The organism is Sphingomonas sp. CFBP8993 (assembly GCF_034044895.1).
In the GTDB taxonomy this organism is placed as follows: Bacteria; Pseudomonadota; Alphaproteobacteria; order Sphingomonadales; family Sphingomonadaceae; genus Sphingomonas.
In genome coordinates this window covers 37,548-53,253 of record NZ_JAXCWU010000005.1, presented here as the reverse complement: position 1 = coordinate 53,253, position 15,706 = coordinate 37,548, and the positions used below count along the sequence as shown (strand labels likewise).

The 15,706-nt window shown below is 66.2% G+C and carries 16 protein-coding genes; 8 read left to right on the top strand and 8 right to left on the bottom strand.

The window, feature by feature from the left end:
• Positions 1 to 13: 13 nt before the first annotated feature.
• Together mnmE and SOM26_RS11360 are read right to left on the bottom strand one after the other, a co-directional pair.
• Positions 14 to 1,300 (bottom strand): tRNA uridine-5-carboxymethylaminomethyl(34) synthesis GTPase MnmE, encoded by a 1,287-nt coding sequence (gene mnmE, locus SOM26_RS11365; RefSeq protein WP_320452840.1) that lies wholly within the window; start codon positions 1,298 to 1,300, stop codon positions 14 to 16.
• A gap of 4 nt (positions 1,301 to 1,304) precedes the next feature.
• Positions 1,305 to 1,529 (bottom strand): DUF6489 family protein, encoded by a 225-nt coding sequence (locus SOM26_RS11360; protein WP_320452839.1) that lies wholly within the window; start codon positions 1,527 to 1,529, stop codon positions 1,305 to 1,307.
• A gap of 69 nt (positions 1,530 to 1,598) precedes the next feature.
• Here SOM26_RS11360 and SOM26_RS11355 point away from each other — a divergent pair, with 69 nt between their 5' ends.
• Positions 1,599 to 2,300 (top strand): dienelactone hydrolase family protein, encoded by a 702-nt coding sequence (locus SOM26_RS11355; RefSeq protein ID WP_320452838.1) that lies wholly within the window; start codon positions 1,599 to 1,601, stop codon positions 2,298 to 2,300.
• A 38-nt stretch (positions 2,301 to 2,338) separates the two neighbouring features.
• Here the strand turns inward: SOM26_RS11355 and SOM26_RS11350 are convergent, their stop codons facing one another.
• Positions 2,339 to 3,913 (bottom strand): lysine--tRNA ligase, encoded by a 1,575-nt coding sequence (locus SOM26_RS11350; RefSeq protein WP_320452837.1) that lies wholly within the window; start codon positions 3,911 to 3,913, stop codon positions 2,339 to 2,341.
• A gap of 339 nt (positions 3,914 to 4,252) precedes the next feature.
• On the opposite strand from SOM26_RS11350, the gene SOM26_RS11345 reads away from it, so the two are divergent.
• Together SOM26_RS11345 and SOM26_RS11340 are read left to right on the top strand one after the other, a co-directional pair.
• Positions 4,253 to 6,988 carry an ATP-dependent DNA helicase gene (locus SOM26_RS11345; protein ID WP_320452836.1) on the top strand — a complete coding sequence of 912 codons (2,736 nt, stop codon included), beginning with the start codon at positions 4,253 to 4,255 and terminating at the stop codon, positions 6,986 to 6,988.
• The gene (locus SOM26_RS11340; RefSeq protein ID WP_320452835.1) at positions 6,985 to 7,518 is read left to right on the top strand and encodes a SixA phosphatase family protein; all 534 of its coding nucleotides are present in this window, start codon (positions 6,985 to 6,987) and stop codon (positions 7,516 to 7,518) included. Before SOM26_RS11345 ends, SOM26_RS11340 begins: the two co-directional genes overlap by 4 nt.
• Before the next feature lie 35 nt (positions 7,519 to 7,553).
• Here the strand turns inward: SOM26_RS11340 and SOM26_RS11335 are convergent, their stop codons facing one another.
• Together SOM26_RS11335 and SOM26_RS11330 are read right to left on the bottom strand one after the other, a co-directional pair.
• The gene (locus SOM26_RS11335; protein ID WP_320452834.1) at positions 7,554 to 8,081 is read right to left on the bottom strand and encodes a YceD family protein; all 528 of its coding nucleotides are present in this window, start codon (positions 8,079 to 8,081) and stop codon (positions 7,554 to 7,556) included.
• A complete protein-coding gene (locus SOM26_RS11330; RefSeq protein ID WP_320452833.1) occupies positions 8,078 to 8,611 on the bottom strand; it encodes a ubiquinol-cytochrome C chaperone family protein in 534 nt (177 codons plus the stop codon). Before SOM26_RS11330 ends, SOM26_RS11335 begins: the two co-directional genes overlap by 4 nt.
• Before the next feature lie 145 nt (positions 8,612 to 8,756).
• Here SOM26_RS11330 and SOM26_RS11325 point away from each other — a divergent pair, with 145 nt between their 5' ends.
• Positions 8,757 to 9,251, top strand: coding sequence for an outer membrane protein assembly factor BamE (locus tag SOM26_RS11325; RefSeq protein ID WP_414712052.1), 495 nt, complete (start codon positions 8,757 to 8,759; stop codon positions 9,249 to 9,251).
• Positions 9,252 to 9,586: 335 nt separating this feature from the next.
• Here SOM26_RS11325 and rho read toward each other — a convergent pair whose 3' ends face one another.
• The 3 genes from rho to hemE form a co-directional block, all read right to left on the bottom strand.
• The gene (gene rho / locus SOM26_RS11320; RefSeq protein ID WP_320452831.1) at positions 9,587 to 10,843 is read right to left on the bottom strand and encodes a transcription termination factor Rho; all 1,257 of its coding nucleotides are present in this window, start codon (positions 10,841 to 10,843) and stop codon (positions 9,587 to 9,589) included.
• A 260-nt stretch (positions 10,844 to 11,103) separates the two neighbouring features.
• Positions 11,104 to 11,565 (bottom strand): CopD family protein, encoded by a 462-nt coding sequence (locus SOM26_RS11315; RefSeq protein ID WP_320452830.1) that lies wholly within the window; start codon positions 11,563 to 11,565, stop codon positions 11,104 to 11,106.
• Positions 11,562 to 12,584, bottom strand: coding sequence for a uroporphyrinogen decarboxylase (hemE, locus tag SOM26_RS11310; protein ID WP_320453179.1), 1,023 nt, complete (start codon positions 12,582 to 12,584; stop codon positions 11,562 to 11,564). The genes SOM26_RS11315 and hemE overlap by 4 nt, the downstream gene beginning before the upstream one ends.
• Positions 12,585 to 12,902: 318 nt before the next feature.
• Here hemE and SOM26_RS11305 point away from each other — a divergent pair, with 318 nt between their 5' ends.
• Genes SOM26_RS11305 through coaE form a run of 4 tightly spaced genes read left to right on the top strand, consistent with a single transcriptional unit; the run spans position 12,903 to position 15,704 of the window.
• On the top strand, positions 12,903 to 13,718 hold the full coding sequence (locus SOM26_RS11305; RefSeq protein ID WP_320452829.1) for a pyruvate, water dikinase regulatory protein: 816 nt from the start codon (positions 12,903 to 12,905) through the stop codon (positions 13,716 to 13,718).
• Positions 13,715 to 14,302, top strand: a complete 588-nt coding sequence (locus tag SOM26_RS11300; RefSeq protein WP_320452828.1) for a Maf family protein — start codon at positions 13,715 to 13,717, stop codon at positions 14,300 to 14,302. The genes SOM26_RS11305 and SOM26_RS11300 overlap by 4 nt, the downstream gene beginning before the upstream one ends.
• Positions 14,302 to 15,114, top strand: coding sequence for a shikimate dehydrogenase (gene aroE, locus SOM26_RS11295; RefSeq protein WP_320452827.1), 813 nt, complete (start codon positions 14,302 to 14,304; stop codon positions 15,112 to 15,114). Before SOM26_RS11300 ends, aroE begins: the two co-directional genes overlap by 1 nt.
• Positions 15,111 to 15,704 (top strand): dephospho-CoA kinase, encoded by a 594-nt coding sequence (gene coaE, locus SOM26_RS11290; RefSeq protein WP_320452826.1) that lies wholly within the window; start codon positions 15,111 to 15,113, stop codon positions 15,702 to 15,704. The genes aroE and coaE overlap by 4 nt, the downstream gene beginning before the upstream one ends.
• Positions 15,705 to 15,706: the final 2 nt, after the last annotated feature.

The window sequence follows — 15,706 nt, the reverse complement described above, 5'->3', positions numbered from 1 at the left end:
CCACGTGGAACAATCATTTGCCGAGGCAGAAACGTCCGAACAGCGCGTCCAGCATGGTCTCGGTCGCGCTGACGCCCAGCACCTCAGCAAGCGCTTGCCGTGCCACCCGCAGTTCTTCGGCCATCAAAAGCACGTCATCGACCGGTGCAGCGATCAGCGCATTCGCCGCCCGGCGGCACTGTTCCTGCTGATGCCGCTTGAAACCGATCATATCCTCATGCGGAAGCAAAGCCGCCGCCGCCTCGGCCAATGCGTCCCAGACCGCCGCCACACTGACAGGATCGTCGCGCCGCACCGCCAGCTGCCGCCCCTCAGGCAAGCCTTCACGCCCCGGCACATCGGCACGCGAATGGAGCCATATCGCATCGGCGCGCGGCGGGCATGTGTCTGCCATCCACAGCAATATGTCGGCTTGAAGGATCGCCTCCTGTGCGCGGGCAACGCCGATCGCCTCGATCACGTCATCGGTATCCTTGGCCAGCCCGGCGGTGTCGGTAAGCACATAGGCGACGCCGCCGCGTAGCACGCTCGCCTCGATCCGGTCGCGCGTCGTCCCCGCGATAGGGGACACGATCGCCGCCTCCCGTTCGACCAGCAGATTGAGCAAGGTCGACTTGCCGCTGTTCGGCGGTCCGGCCAGCACCACGCGGATGCCGTCATGCAGCCGGTCGACCGGCGGCCGCTCCACCACCTCCAGCATAACGGCGGCAAGCGTGTGCATCTCGCTCTTGATCCGCGCCACCGCGCCAGGGTCGAGCGGCACATCATCCTCTTCGGCGAAATCGAGCATCGCCTCGATCATCGCCGACAGGGTGGCGAGCCGGTCCATCCAGCCGCGCACCTCCTGGCTCACCCGTCCCTCGACGGCGGCGATCGCCGCACGCCGCTGTCGCTCGGTCTGCGCTTTGAGCAGGTCGGCGAGCCCTTCGGCTTCGGCCAGATCGATCCGGCCGTTGAGCAAAGCCCGTCGGGTGAACTCACCCGGCTCCGCGCGACGAACGCCAGGCAACATGGCCAGCGCCCCCTCCACCGCCGCGACCACCGCACGACCACCATGGCAATGCAGCTCGACCAGATCCTCGCCGGTCGCGGTCGCCGGGCCAGGGAAATACAGGACCAGCGCCGAATCCAGCACCGCCCCCGCCCCGTCGCGCAACGTCCGCAAGCTTGCACGGCGGGGCGCAGGCCGTTGTCCGCCCATCCGCTCCGCCGCCGCAATCGCCGCCGGACCACTGACGCGGATCACCGCGATGGCGGCGGGCGGCTGTCCGCTGGAGACGGCGAAGATCGTATCCGTCACGGGATCAGCCCCTCTGCCCTTCGAACATCCGGCGCCACATGGTCATGCTCGCCTCACCCATCGGCGCCCAGTTGCGCATCATCGCCTCGATCATCTCGGGCTTCACGCCCGACTGCATCGTGTCCAGCATCATCTGGACATAGCGTTCATGGATCGGCGTCAGGTCTGGCAGCCCCATGGCGCGGCGCGCCTCCTCGGGCGTGCAGTCGATTTCCACATTCACTTTCACAGGCCAATCTCCTCACGCGACCAACTGAGGCATAAGACGTTATCGTCGCGACGACCACAGGAGACCAGCATGACCGGAACCAAGACCATCGCCGCCGCGAATGGCGAAGGCCAGTTCAACGCCTATTATGCCGAGCCGGAGGGCGAACCGGCCGCCGCGATCATCGTCATCCAGGAAATCTTCGGCGTGAATGCGGGCATCCGCCGCAAATGCGACACGCTGGCCGAGGCGGGTTATCTCGCCGTCGCTCCCGACCTTTTCCACAAGATCGCCCCCGGCATCGAACTCGATCCGGACGTGCCGAACGAGATGCAGCAGGCGCTCGACCTGATGGGCCAGTTCGACCAGGATGGCGGCATTCGCGACATCGAGGCGACGATCAAGGCGATCCGTGACGAACATGGCACGGACACCAAGGTCGGCGTCGTCGGTTATTGCCTGGGCGGGCGGCTGGCGTTCATGACCGCCGCGCGGACCGATGTGGACGCCAGCGTCGGCTATTACGGCGTCGGCATCGACGGGCTGCTGGGCGAGAAGCACGCGATCGCCAAGCCGGTCCTGCTCCATATCCCGGAGGAGGATCACTTCGTCGACAAGGATGCACAGACGCGGATGCATGAGGGGCTGGACGACCACCCCAAGGTCACGCTGTACGACTATGCCGGTGAGGATCACGGCTTCGCGGCGGAGTTCGGCCAGCGCCGGTCGGAGGAGTCCGCGCAACTGGCGGACGAACGCACCCTGGCGTTCTTCGCGGAACATCTCCGCTGACATAAAAAGGGGGGAGCCCCGCGGCTCCCCCTTTCCTATTACGCCGCCTTGGCCAGCGCCTCGGCGATCAGCTTACGGCTGTTATCCACGCCGTACAGGGCGATGAAACTGCCCATCCGGGGCCCCTGCGCCGATCCCAGCAGTGTTTCGTACAGCGCCTTGAACCAGTCGCGCAGCGACGGGAAGGCGTCGGTCTTGCCGATCTCATAGACGATGTTCTGGATATCCTCGGCACCCGCGCCCGCTGGCAGCGCGGCGAGCTGCGTGTCCAACTGGCGCAAACCCTCTGCCTCATGCGGCTCGGGCGCGCGGCGCTGGAGCGTCGGGGCGATGAAGTCGCGGCCATAGGCCAATGCATGGTCGATCAGCCGGTCGAGCTCGGGATATTTCGCAGGCGACGCTTCGGGCACATAATTGGCCAGATAGCCCCAGACCTGTTCCTTGGTCGCCTCGCCCATCACCCCGACCAGGTTGAGCAGCAGGCCGAACGTCACCGGCAACTCACCCTCGGGCAGCTTGCCGTCATGAATATGGTGCACCGGGTTGCCCAACTGCTCCTTCAGCGACTGGTTGGGATAGTTGACCCGGAACTGCCAATATTCGTCCACCGCGCGCGGGATGACGCCCATGTGAAGCTGCTTGGCTTTCTTCGGCTCGCGATAGGCGAAAAAGGCCAAACTCTCCTCCGGCCCATAAGTCAGCCACTGGTCGAGGCTCAGGCCGTTGCCCTTGGACTTGGAGATCTTCTCGCCATGCTCGTCGAGAAACATCTCATAGTTGAAGCCCTCGGGCGGACGACCGCCCAGCACGCGTGCGATCTTGGACGACTGGGTGACCGAGTCGATCAGGTCCTTGCCCGCCATCTCGTAATCCACACCCAGTGCGACCCAGCGCATCGCCCAGTCGACCTTCCACTGCAGCTTGGACAGGCCGCCCAGCGCGGACTGGACGATCCGTTCGCCGTCATCCTCGAACGCGATCAGACCGGCGTCCGCATCGACCACCTCGATCGGCACCTGAAGCACGATGCCCGACTTGGGGCTGATCGGCAGGACCGGCGAATAGGTGGCGCGGCGCTCGGCGCGCAGCGTGGGGAGCATCACATCCTGGATACCTTGGAAATGCTTGAGCACCAGTCGCAGCGCATCGTCGAACCGGCCCGAGGTATAATAGTCGGTCGACGAGGCGAACTCGTAATCGAAGCCATAGCGATCGAGAAACTGGCGCAGCAGCGCGTTGTTGTGCGCCGCGAAACTGTCGAACTTCTCGAACGGGTCGGGCACCTGGGTCAGTGGCTTGCCGAGATGGGTCCGCAGCATCTCCGGGTTCGGCACATTGTCCGGCACCTTGCGAAAGCCGTCCATGTCGTCAGAGAAAGCGATCAGCCGCGTCTTCTGATCCGACAGCGCGTGGAAGGCATTGCGGACCATGGTGGTGCGCAGGACTTCGTTGAACGTGCCGATATGCGGCAGGCCCGAGGGGCCATAGCCGGTTTCGAACAGGATCGGCTCACCACCCGGTTTGCCGTCAGGATAGCGTTTGAGGAGCTTGCGAGCCTCCTCATAGGGCCAGGCCTTGGACTCGAGAGCGGTGGAGCGGAGTTCGTCTGTCATGCCCTGCCTCTGGCAAGACGGGACGTGATGCACAATGGGTTTTGCGATCTCCACCGGTTATCCCCGAGTCACACAGGGGTAGTGCAAGGGTTGCTCACAGGGTTATCCACAGAGCCGTCTTGTTCCACGTGGAACACGATGGGGCGTTCTGCTTGGCGTTCCCTCCCCCATCCCCTCCCACCTGCGGGAGGGGCGTGCGTTCTTGAAACGGAATGCGCGCTTCAAGCGGTGAACCCCTCCCGCGGGCAGGAGGGGTTTGGGGAGGGCCTCCCGAACAGCAGCAAACGAAATGAGCCTCACCCCGTTGCCAACCTGTTCCAACAGTCCGATATCCTGACTGTGACCGCGCTCCCCCACCCCGCCCTTCATGCCAGCCACAGCGGCGTGTGGATTTCGACGCAAGGAAAGACCCGCGCCGTCTCGCGCGGTGAGGCAATCGGGCTGGCGTCCGAAACCCCGGTCATCCTGCTCAATGCGCCACTGATCGGCCAGCGACTGGGCTATGCCGAACTGTCCGGTCTCGACATCCTCGAACTCTTCGCCTTTCTCTGCCCCGCCCGGTTTGCGGTGCCGACCCCGCACGGTCTGGCACGCGCCTGTGGACTGGAGCCACCGGAGAGTGATGCCGAGATCGCCGCCTTTCTGCTCCGCGCGACCGAGACACTCCTCGCCACCCCCGACGGGGCATGGCCCGAGCGCGAAGGTGCCTGGACCGCGGCGCAAAGTCTCGCGCGACTGCGCTGGCCCTGGACGCCGCTGATCGGCCCACGCCTCACCCGGCCCGAGCGCAACGAGCGCTGGCTGTTCAGCGCATTGCCCGAATGGGAGGAGGATGCCCCCCGCCCCGCCCCGCGCACCATCGACCTGCCGCCCGCCGATGCCGAAGATCGTCTTCGCCATTTGACCGGGGAGGGTGCGGAGGAACGCCCGGGCCAGCGCGCCTATGCCGCCGCCGTCACCGCCGCCTTTGCCCCGCGCGCGGTGCGGGACACACCGAACATGGTACTGGCCGAGGCGGGTACGGGCATCGGCAAGACGCTCGGCTATCTTGCCCCCGCCAGCCTCTGGGCCGAACGGGCGGGCGGCGCAGTATGGATCTCCACCTATACCAAGGCGCTTCAACGCCAGTTGAGCGGGGAAACCTCCCGCATCTTTCCGGGCCCCGTGTTGCGCAAGGAGCGCGTCGTCACGCGCAAGGGGCGGGAGAATTATCTCTGCCTGCTCAATCTGGAGGATGCGCTGCAGGGCGGGTTCGCGGGCCGCGCGGCGGTGCTGGCGCAACTGGTCGCACGCTGGGCCGCTTATAGCAGCGATGGGGATATGGTCGGCGGCGATCTGCCCGGCTGGCTGACCACCCTGTTCCGCCGCAACGGCTCTGCCGCGCTGACCGACCGGCGGGGTGAGTGTGTCTATGCCGGGTGCCCGCATTACCGGAAATGCTTCATTGAGCGTGCGGCGCGGGCATCGGTGCAGGCGGATATCGTCATCGCCAATCATGCGCTCGTCATGGTCAATGCCGCGCGCGGGCGCGAAACGCAGACGCGACCGACCCGCTACGTCTTCGACGAGGGCCATCACCTGTTCGACGCGGCGGACTCGATGTTCGCGACCGCGCTGACCGGATCGGAGACGATCGAGCTGCGCCGCTGGATTCTCGGCCCCGAAGCCGGATCGCGCGGACGCCGTCGAGGACTTGCCGCGCGGCTGTCCGATGTCGCCAGCTATGACGAGGGCGGCAATCGTGCGATCGGCGACGCGGTGCAGGCCGCGCAGGCGCTGGCGAGCGAGGGCTGGCTCGGGCGGCTGGCGGAGGGCCAGCCCTTCGGTCCGATCGAGACGCTTCTGGCGGCGGTACGGGGACTCGCTTTCGCCCGTGCCGAACAGCCGGGCGATGCGGGCTATGGGCTGGAGACCGAATTGGCCGATCCCTCGCCCGCGCTGATCGAGGCCGCCGGGCCCGCCGCCCATGCGCTCGACGCACTGCTCCGGCCCTTGGTTACGCTCGGCCAGCGGCTGGAGGCGGTGTTGCAGGAAGCACCCGACTGGCTCGACGGGCAGGCGCGGGCGCGGGTGGAGGGCGCGATCGCCTCGATCGCATGGCGCGCGGAAACGGTCGCCGCCTGGCTGTCGCTCCTCGCGCGGATCGGCGGCCCCGTCGATCCCGATTTCGTCGACTGGCTGGCGGTCGACCGGGTCGAGGGGCGCGAATATGATATCGGCCTGCATCGCCACTGGCTCGACCCCACCCGGCCTTTCGCGGAGATCGTGCTGAAGCCCGCGCACGGCGCACTCGTCACTTCGGCGACCTTGCGCGCGGGCGGCGACTGGGACGTGGCGGAGGCACGAACCGGCGCGCCGCATCTCGCGCGGGGCCCGGCGCACTTCGTCGCGCCCAGCCCGTTCGACTATCCGACCCGTGCCGAGGTGCTGATCGTCACCGATGTGAAGCGCGGCGATATCCCCCAGCTCGCCAATGCCTATGCGCGGCTGATCGCGGCATCGGGCGGCGGGACGCTGGGCCTGTTCACCGCGATCCGGCGGTTGCGCGGCGTGCATGGCCGCATCGCCGACCGGCTGGCGCGCGACGGGCTGGCGCTGCACGCGCAGCATGTCGATCCGATCGACACCGGCACGCTGGTGGATATCTTTCGCGACGATCCGTCCGCCTCGCTGCTCGGCACCGATGCGCTGCGGGACGGTGTCGACGTGCCCGGTGCCTCGCTGCGGCTGGTGGTGATGGAGGGCGTGCCCTGGCCCAAGCCCACCGTTCTCCATGCCGCGCGCAAGCTGGCGGGGGGTGGTAGTGCCTATGACGACCGGATCGTCCGCGCGCGTCTGGCCCAGGCGTTCGGGCGGTTGATCCGGCGGGCGGACGATCGCGGCGCCTTCGTCCTGCTGTCCGCCGCGATGCCGTCGCGATTGCTCGACGCGTTTCCGCCGGGCGTCGCGATTTCACGTGTGACGCTCGACGAAGCGGTCGCACGGGTTGCGGCCCGGCTTTCCTCCGACGCGCCGATAGGGCATGGGGTCGACGATATTCTGCCAGCCGCCGCGACGGAGTTTCCGGATCGATGAAGACGCTGACGCTCCTTCGCCATGCCAAGTCGAGCTGGGACGATCCCGTCGCCCGCGATTTCGACCGTCCGCTCAATGCCAAGGGACGGCGTGCCGCGGCGATGATCGGGCGGCATCTGAAGGCGGAAGGGTTCGCGTTCGACCATGTCCTCGCCTCCCCCGCCATCCGCGTGATCGAGACGCTGGACGAAGTGTGGAGCGGCTATGGTCGCACGCTGGAGCCGGTATGGAACCGGGCTCTCTACCTCGCCTCCGCCGCCAGCCTGCTCGATCTGGTCCAGGGGCTGCCCGACGATGCGGACCATGTCCTGATGGTCGGGCATAATCCGGGATTGGAGGATCTGGTCCTCGACCTGACGCTGGACGGTGAATTGCGCGAGCGGGTGGAGGACAAATATCCGACCGCGACCGTGGCGCAGATGACGCTGCCGGTCGAGCGCTGGGCCGAGGCGCGGGCGCATCACGCCACGCTGGTGGCGTTCATCCGGCCACGGGACCTCGACCCGACGCTGGGGCCGGATGCACCCTAGCTATTCCACCCCAGGCCAGGCTGGGGGAGACGTGTTCATTTCTTGCCTTCGAGCATGGCCTTCAGGCCCGACAGCGCCCCGAGCGGGCCAGCCTCGTCCTCGCTGATGACGCCCGCCTCCTTCAATGTCGCGGCGGCTTCGGGGCTGCGCGGAAAGGGATCGAGCGACAGGGCCATCGTCTCGGCCGCCGCTTCGCCCAGGTCGATCGTGCCGCCCTCGATCTCGATCGTGTCGAGCGAATCCTCGGATAGCTCGATTTCCTCCTCCCCATTCTGCCCCGAGGATTCGACGAAGCGCAGTGCGACGGGTTCGTCAACCTTGGCGGGCACCGGATCGCCGGTCACCGAACAGGGTTGGACCACCGTGCCGTACACCTTGCCGGTGACCAGGATACCCGCCGCATCGCGCCGCACGACAAGATTTGCCGACAGCGCGTCCACCGACAACAGGCCGAACCGCCGGGCCAGCGCACGGCGTTCATCGGCGGTGGTGTCGATCGATACCGGCTTCTCACGCTCGCCGATCGTGTCGATCTTTTCGGGGCGGCTCCATTCGGGGGTCACGGCAATTCTCCAAGGGTGAGGCGGGCAAGCGAAACGTCCGCCAGCCGCTCATGTAGGGTGTGAAGCGCGTCGCGAACATGGGCAACCGCGTGTCGGTTGGCCGGCGCCTCGCCGCGGTAGAGATTGCGGACCAGCGCGGCGTCCAGCATGGCGGCGTCGCCCGCCAACCCCTCGCGATAGGCGGTCAGGCGGCCACCCAGCATGGCCATCATCCGGCCGATATGCTTGCCGACCACGATATCGCCGATCCCCAGTTCGCGGAGCTGGCCGTCCATGTCGGTCACGAACCGTTCGGTAATACGCGCCGCCAGCCCGGCCGCCGCAGGATCGGACTCCAGCCGGATCAGGACCAGCGAGAGGATGGCGGCGATCATGTCGAACCGGCCGTCGACCGTATCGGGCACCGCACCGTCGATATACCAGTGCGGTTCGCGCGCGCGCAGCACCACGGCATTGTACAGCGGCAGCGCCGCATCCCCGTCGCGGCCCAGATAGCGCGCGATCCCCTGCTTGATCCAGCCCAGGGCCATGGCACCCCTCCCCTCCTTGATCGCGCGACCGACGCACGCGCGAATTGCTTGTATGCGCCTTTCCCTTGGCATATCGAGGGGGTGACGGTCGAGCGGATCGACCGCCTGTATACCTGCCTGTGCGGCCGATATCCCCGGCCCGGAGATGATGATGAGCGTTTCTACCACCCGCGCCCTCGGGCTCGGCCTGGCGATGGCCTTGGCCGCGTCCGCCTGTACGCCGCTGCGGTCGCATCAGGGCTATGTGGTCGATGTCGATCTCGTCAACGCGATCCAGCCGGGTGTCGACAACCGCCAGTCGGTGCTCCAGACGCTGGGCACGCCGACGATCAACAGCCAGTTCAATGGTAGCGACTGGTATTATGTCGCCCGCGACAGCCGCAACCTGGGCTTCAACCTGCCCAAGCCCGCGTCGCAGATCATGCTGCAGATCAGCTTCGATCAGGCGGGCAACGTGACGACGATCCGCCGCGGCGGCATCGAGCAGGTCGCCAGCATCTCGCCCTATGGCAAGACCACGCCGACCCTGGGTCGCCAGCGCGGCTTCTTCCAGGATCTGTTCGGCAATATCGGCGCGGTCGGCGCACCGGGCGCCGGTGGCGGGCCGGGCCAGGGTGGTCCGGGACGCACCCGACCGTAACTTCTACCGGACTTATCCACAGACTATCCCCGGCCTTTTCCTCGGAGCGACGGGGAATGGTGCGGGATACTATCGACCCGGCGCATGACATGCGCTGCGCCTTCGCTCGGTATGAACGAAGGCCTCGAATTGCTGTTCGTCTGCCTGCCCCGTTTGGCCGCGTCGCCTGATAAGCAACGACGCGGCCGTGCCGTGCTTGGGTCGGCACGATCCCGAAAGGGGATGGGATCGGGCCTGCTAACGTCCCAAAACGAAAATGGGTTCGCCAGCGGGCTTGTTTCCCGCTGGCGAACCCATCGAAACCGTAGCGTCGGCGGGGCCGGAGCCCCTCACCCTTACTGGTTCATCGAGTCGAAGAAGTCCTCGTTGGTCTTCGAGTTCTTCATCTTGTCGAGCAGGAACTCCATCGAGTCGATCGTGCCCATCTGCATCAGGATGCGGCGCAGCACCCACATCTTGGACAGCTTGTCCTTCTCGACCAGCAGCTCTTCCTTGCGGGTGCCCGACTTGCCCACGTCGAGCGCCGGGAAGATGCGCTTGTCCGCCACCTTGCGGTCGAGGACGATTTCCGAGTTGCCGGTGCCCTTGAACTCTTCGAAGATGACCTCGTCCATGCGGCTGCCGGTATCGATCAGCGCGGTGGCGATGATCGACAGCGAGCCACCCTCCTCGATGTTGCGCGCCGCACCGAAGAAGCGCTTCGGCCGCTGGAGCGCGTTGGCGTCGACACCACCGGTCAGCACCTTGCCTGAGGACGGGACCACGGTGTTGTAGGCGCGGCCCAGACGGGTGATCGAGTCGAGCAGGATGACGACATCCTTCTTGTGCTCGACCAGGCGCTTGGCCTTTTCGATCACCATCTCGGCGACCTGGACGTGGCGCTGCGCCGGTTCGTCGAAGGTCGAGGAGACGACCTCGCCGCGCACCGAGCGCTGCATGTCGGTGACTTCTTCCGGACGCTCGTCGATGAGCAGGACGATCAGGAAGACTTCGGGGTGGTTGTCGGTGATCGCCTTGGCGATGTTCTGCAGCATCACCGTCTTACCCACGCGCGGGGGCGCGACGATCAGCGTGCGCTGGCCCTTGCCCTGGGGGCTGACGATGTCGATGACGCGCGCCGACTTGTCCTTCTGGGTCGGGTCGGCCGGGTCGAGGATCAGCTTCTGCTCGGGATAGAGCGGGGTGAGGTTGTCGAAGTTGACGCGGTGCCGGACCGCATCGGGATCGTCGAAATTGACGCTGGTCAGCTTGGTCAGCGCGAAATAGCGCTCGCCGTCCTTGGGTGCGCGAATCTCGCCTTCCACTGTGTCACCGGTGCGCAGGCCGTGCTTGCGGACCTGATTGGGCGAGACATAGATGTCGTCGGGACCGGCCAGGTAATTCGCTTCCGGCGAACGCAGGAAACCGAAACCGTCGGGCAGCACCTCGATCGTGCCCAGGCCCATGATCTGGTCGCCCTTTTCCGCCTGCTCCTTCAGGATGGCGAACAGCAGGTCCTGCTTGCGCAGCGTGGACGCGCTCTCGACCCCCAATTCCTCGGCCAGCTGGACGAGATCGGCGGGGGTTTTCTTTTTCAGGTCTTTCAGATGCATGATCGGTCCGGATGGTCGGAGGGCGTCGGTCGGCGAGGATCGCGGCGAAACGAGGCTGTCGATAAGGAAGCGTACCCGACGCGAGGACCGCGCCGTACAGGGTCGGAGTTAGGTTTCGGGGAAGGCCAAGTCAATGGGGAAAGGTTTCTTAAGCCCCTCCCGCAGGCGGGAGGGGTTTGGGGAGGGAAAGCCACGCGCGATGATCTCGGTGAGACTCCCTGCCCTCCCCCACCCCCTCCCGTTTACGGGAGGGGAGAAAGTTAAAACGGCTTGATCACCACCAGCACGACGATCACCGCCGCCGCCAGCGCCGGGACCTCGTTGATCATCCGCAGCTGCTTGCCGCTGAGCTTCGTCTGCCCACGCGCCAGCGTCTTGGAATAGCCGACCATCCAGCCATGATAGCCGCTGAGCAGCAGGACGAAGGCCAGCTTCGCATGGAGCCAACCCAGCCCCGGCACACCCGAGAACAGCCCCAGCGAGCCCGCCAGCAACAGCCCGAGCACCCAGACCACGATCATCGCCGGGGTCAGGATGATCTTGCGCAGCTTGCCCTCGCGCTCGACCCAGCGGGCTGCATCGACGCTATCGCCCGCCACCAGGGCTTCCTGATGATAGACCAGATAGCGCGGCATCATGAACAGCCCGGCCATCCAGAAGATCACGAAGATGATATGCGCCGCCTTCACCCAGTCATAGGCGGCCCCCAGCAGTCCGATCATGCGCGGTTCCTCACACGGGCGATCAGATGCTCGACATGCGCGATCGGCGTGTCGGGCAGGATGCCGTGTCCCAGGTTGAAGATATGCGGCCGCTCGGTAAAGGCCGCGAGGATGCGGTCCACCGCCCCGTCCAGCGCCTCGCCCCCGGCGATCAGCGCCAGCGGATCGAGATTGCCCTGCACCGGCAGCCCTTCGGGCAGATGGGTGTCGGCCCAGACCGGATCGACCGTCTCGTCCAGCCCGACCGCGTCCACCCCGGTTTCGCGGGCATAAGCGGGCAGCTTGCCCCCTGCCCCCTTGGGGAAACCGATCACCGGCACGCCCGGACAGCGCTGGCGGAAACCCTCCACGATCGCGGCGTTGGGGGCGATCACCCAGCGTTCGAACTGCGCCGGCGATAACGAACCGGCCCAGCTGTCGAACAGCTGCACCGCCTCGACGCCGTTGGCGACCTGCCCCGCCAGATAATCCACGGTCATGGCCACGATCGCATCGATGATCGCGCCGAACCCGACCGGATCGTTATAGGCGAAGCGCCGCGTCTCGCCCTGGTCCTTCGACCCCTGCCCCGCCACCATATAGGTCGCGACCGTCCAAGGAGAGCCCGCAAAGCCCAGGAAGCTGGTCTGTGGCGGCAACTGGCCCGCGACCCGCGCCACGGTGGCATAGACCGGATCGAGGCGCTCTGGGACACGTGTGAGGGCATTTAGCGCATGATCGACCAGCGCAGGCGCCAGGCGCGGCCCCTCCCCCGCCCCGAAGCTGAGGTCCTGGCCCAGCGCCCAGGGGACCATCAGGATGTCGGAGAACAGGATCGCGCCGTCGAAGCCGAAGCGACGGATAGGCTGCACCGTCACTTCGGCTGCGGCCTCCGGATCGGTGGCCAGCGCCAGGAAGCCACCCTTCTGCGCCCGGAGTTCGCGATACTCCGGCAGATAGCGGCCCGCCTGCCGCATGAGCCACATCGGCGGTGTCGCCTGCCGCTCACCCGACAGCACGGCGAGCAGGGGCTTTTGGATCGAAACGTCGGTCAGGAGACCCCCCTTCTTCTATTCAAGAAGATTCTAAGAATGGATTGTTGAAGTGGTTGGCACGTTGGTTGTCGGGATTATGCGGCTCTCCCCGATATGCCAACACGTTGACTCATGGGGAATCGCCGATTCAACGGGATTCGGATTCATCACCCCCGTAACTCACAGCCTGTGGAAAAGAATCGGGCCTGTGAGATTCATTGTGGACGAATCGGTCGTTATCCACCGCCGGTCCGCCGCTTGGCCGGTCGGCGAAGTTACGCTACCGATTCGCGACATGTTATCCACAGAGTCATTAGTCCGGCCATGACGACGCGCCTCCATCTTCACCTGCTGTCCGATTCCACCGGCGAAACGCTGGAGAACATCGCCAAGGCGGCGCTGGCGCAATATGACGATGTGGAAACCGTCCGCCACTTCTGGCCGATGGTCCGCACCGAGAGCCATCTGGAGCGCATCCTGCAGGAGATCGCGCAGAATCCGGGACTGGTGATCTACACGCTGGTCAACTCGACGACGCGGCGCGTGCTGGAAAGCCGCTGCCATGCGCTGGGCCTGCCGACGGTCGCCCCGCTCGATCCGGTCAATGCCGCGCTGTCGGGCCTGCTGGGCGTCCAGGCCAAGATGCGCCCCGGTCGCCAGCATGTGCTCGACGCCGCCTATTTCGCGCGGGTCGATGCGATCCAGTTCACCATCGCGCATGACGACGGCATCGCCTGGGAGGAATGGGAAGAGGCCGATATCGTGCTGGCAGGCGTCAGCCGCTCGTCCAAGACGCCGACTTCCATCTATCTCGCCAATCGCGGGTATAAGACCGCCAACATCCCGATCGTGGTCGAAAGCCCCCCGCCCCCCTTTCTGTTCACGCTGAAGAAGCCGCTGGTCGTCGGGCTGACCACCAGTGCGGACCGGCTCATCGCGATCCGGCGCAACCGGTTGTTGTCGCTGAACCAGGCGCCCGACACCGATTATGTCGAGCAGGAGGCGGTGAACCGCGAACTGACCTTTGCCCGGCGCATGTTCGCCGACAATGACTGGCCGGTGATCGACGTCACCCGCCGTTCGATCGAGGAAACGGCGGCCGCGATCATCTCGCTCGTCAACCAAAGGAAGCCCGCATGATCATCCTCGCCTCGCAAAGCGCCTCGCGCCGGGCGATGCTCGACGCCGCCGGGGTGGCCTATGAAGCGCTGCCCGCGCGTGTCGACGAAGCGGGGGTGAAGGCGGCGATGGCGGGTGCCTCCCCGCGCGACCTGTCCGACGCGCTGGCCGAGATGAAGGCGGTGAAGGTTTCCGCCAATGCCGGGCCGGTCCCGGTGCTGGGATCGGATTCGATCGTGGCACTGAGCGACGGCACTTTGCTCGACAAGCCGGAGAGTCGCGAAGAGGCGGCCGAGCATCTGGCGCGGATGAGTGGCGGCAGTCACGAATTGTGGAGCGCCGCCGTCATCGCCGAGCATGGCCGCCCCGTATGGCGCCATGTCGAGCGGGCGAAACTCCATGTCCGCCCGCTGTCGGGCGCGTTCATCGACCGCTATCTGGACCAGGAATGGCCCCAGATCGCGGGCTGCGTCGGGTGTTTCCGGATCGAGGGGCCGGGGGTGCAGCTCTTCTCGCGGATCGATGGGAGCCATTTCACCATATTGGGAATGCCGTTGCTTCCCGTGCTGGGATATCTGCGTGAGCGTGGCTGGATGGCGGCGTAATGGCGCGGCACTATGCGGAGGTGATCGGCGACCCGATCGGCCATAGCAAGTCACCCAAAATCCACGGTTTCTGGCTGGAGACGCTGGGGATCGCGGCGGACTATCGCGCGGTGCATGTCCGCCCCGACGCGCTGGCCACCTATTTCGCCGAGCGGCGCGCCGATCCGGACTGGCGCGGTTGCAACATCACGGTGCCGCACAAGATCGCGAGCCTGGCGCATGTCGGGGAGCAACGCGACGTCGCCACCGCGATCGGTGCGATCAATACCGTCTTTCGCGGAGACCAGGGCGCGTTGGTCGGCACCAATACCGACGCGGCGGGCTTTGCCGCACCGCTCGAGCGGTTCGATCTGGCAGGCAAGCCGGTCACGGTCATCGGGGCAGGGGGCGCGGGCCGGGCGGTGCTGTACGCGCTGGCACGGATCGGTGTCGGCCCGGTTACGCTGTTCAACCGGGATGTGGAAAAGGGCGCGGCGTTGCTGTCCTCCCTGGGGATCGACGGAAGGGCCGTGCCGATCGGCCAGGCTGTGCCCCCCGGCGCGCTGGTGGTCAACGCGACCAGCCTGGGCATGACCGGCCAGCCGCCACTCGCCCTCGACTTGTCGGCCCTGCCGCAGGACGCGGTCGTCTATGACATCGTCTATGCGCCGCTGGAGACGGACATGCTGGCGGCGGCGCGGGCGAGGGGGCTGGCGACGATCGACGGGCTGGAGATGCTGATCGGCCAGGCGGCGGTAGCGTTCGAGCTGTTCTTCGGTGCGGTCCCCCCACGTGAGCGGGATGGCGAATTGCGCGCGATGCTGTTGCGGTGAAGATTCTGGGTCTGACCGGCTCGATCGGGATGGGCAAGTCGACCGTGGCGCAGATGTTTCGCGACGAAGGCGTGCCGGTGTTCGACTCCGATGCCTGTGTCCACCGCCTGCAAGGGCCCGGCGGCGCGCTGGTGGCGGCGATCGAATCGGCTTTTCCGGGGACGACCGGACCCGATGGCGTGAGTCGCGCGGCGCTGGGGCAGGCGGTGCTGGGCGATGATTCGGCGATGCGTCGGCTGGAGGCGATCGTCCATCCGGCGGTCCAGGCCGAACGCGCGGCCTTTCTGGCGGCGCATGATGACGCACCTTTGGTGGTCGTCGACGTGCCCCTGTTGTTCGAAACCGGCGGCGACAAATCTGTGGATAAGGTGTTGGTGGTTTCGGCAAAACCCGAAGTACAGGAGGCGCGGGTGTTGGCAAGGCCGACCATGACCAAGGCTAGGTTCGACGCGATCCTGGCGCGCCAGATGCCCGATGTGGATAAACGCGCCCGCGCCGATCATGTCATCGCGACCGATATTCCACTGGCCGAAACCCGCGAAAAAGTGCGGACGCTGATCGCTTGCATCGCCGCATCCGAAGGCCGATAGTC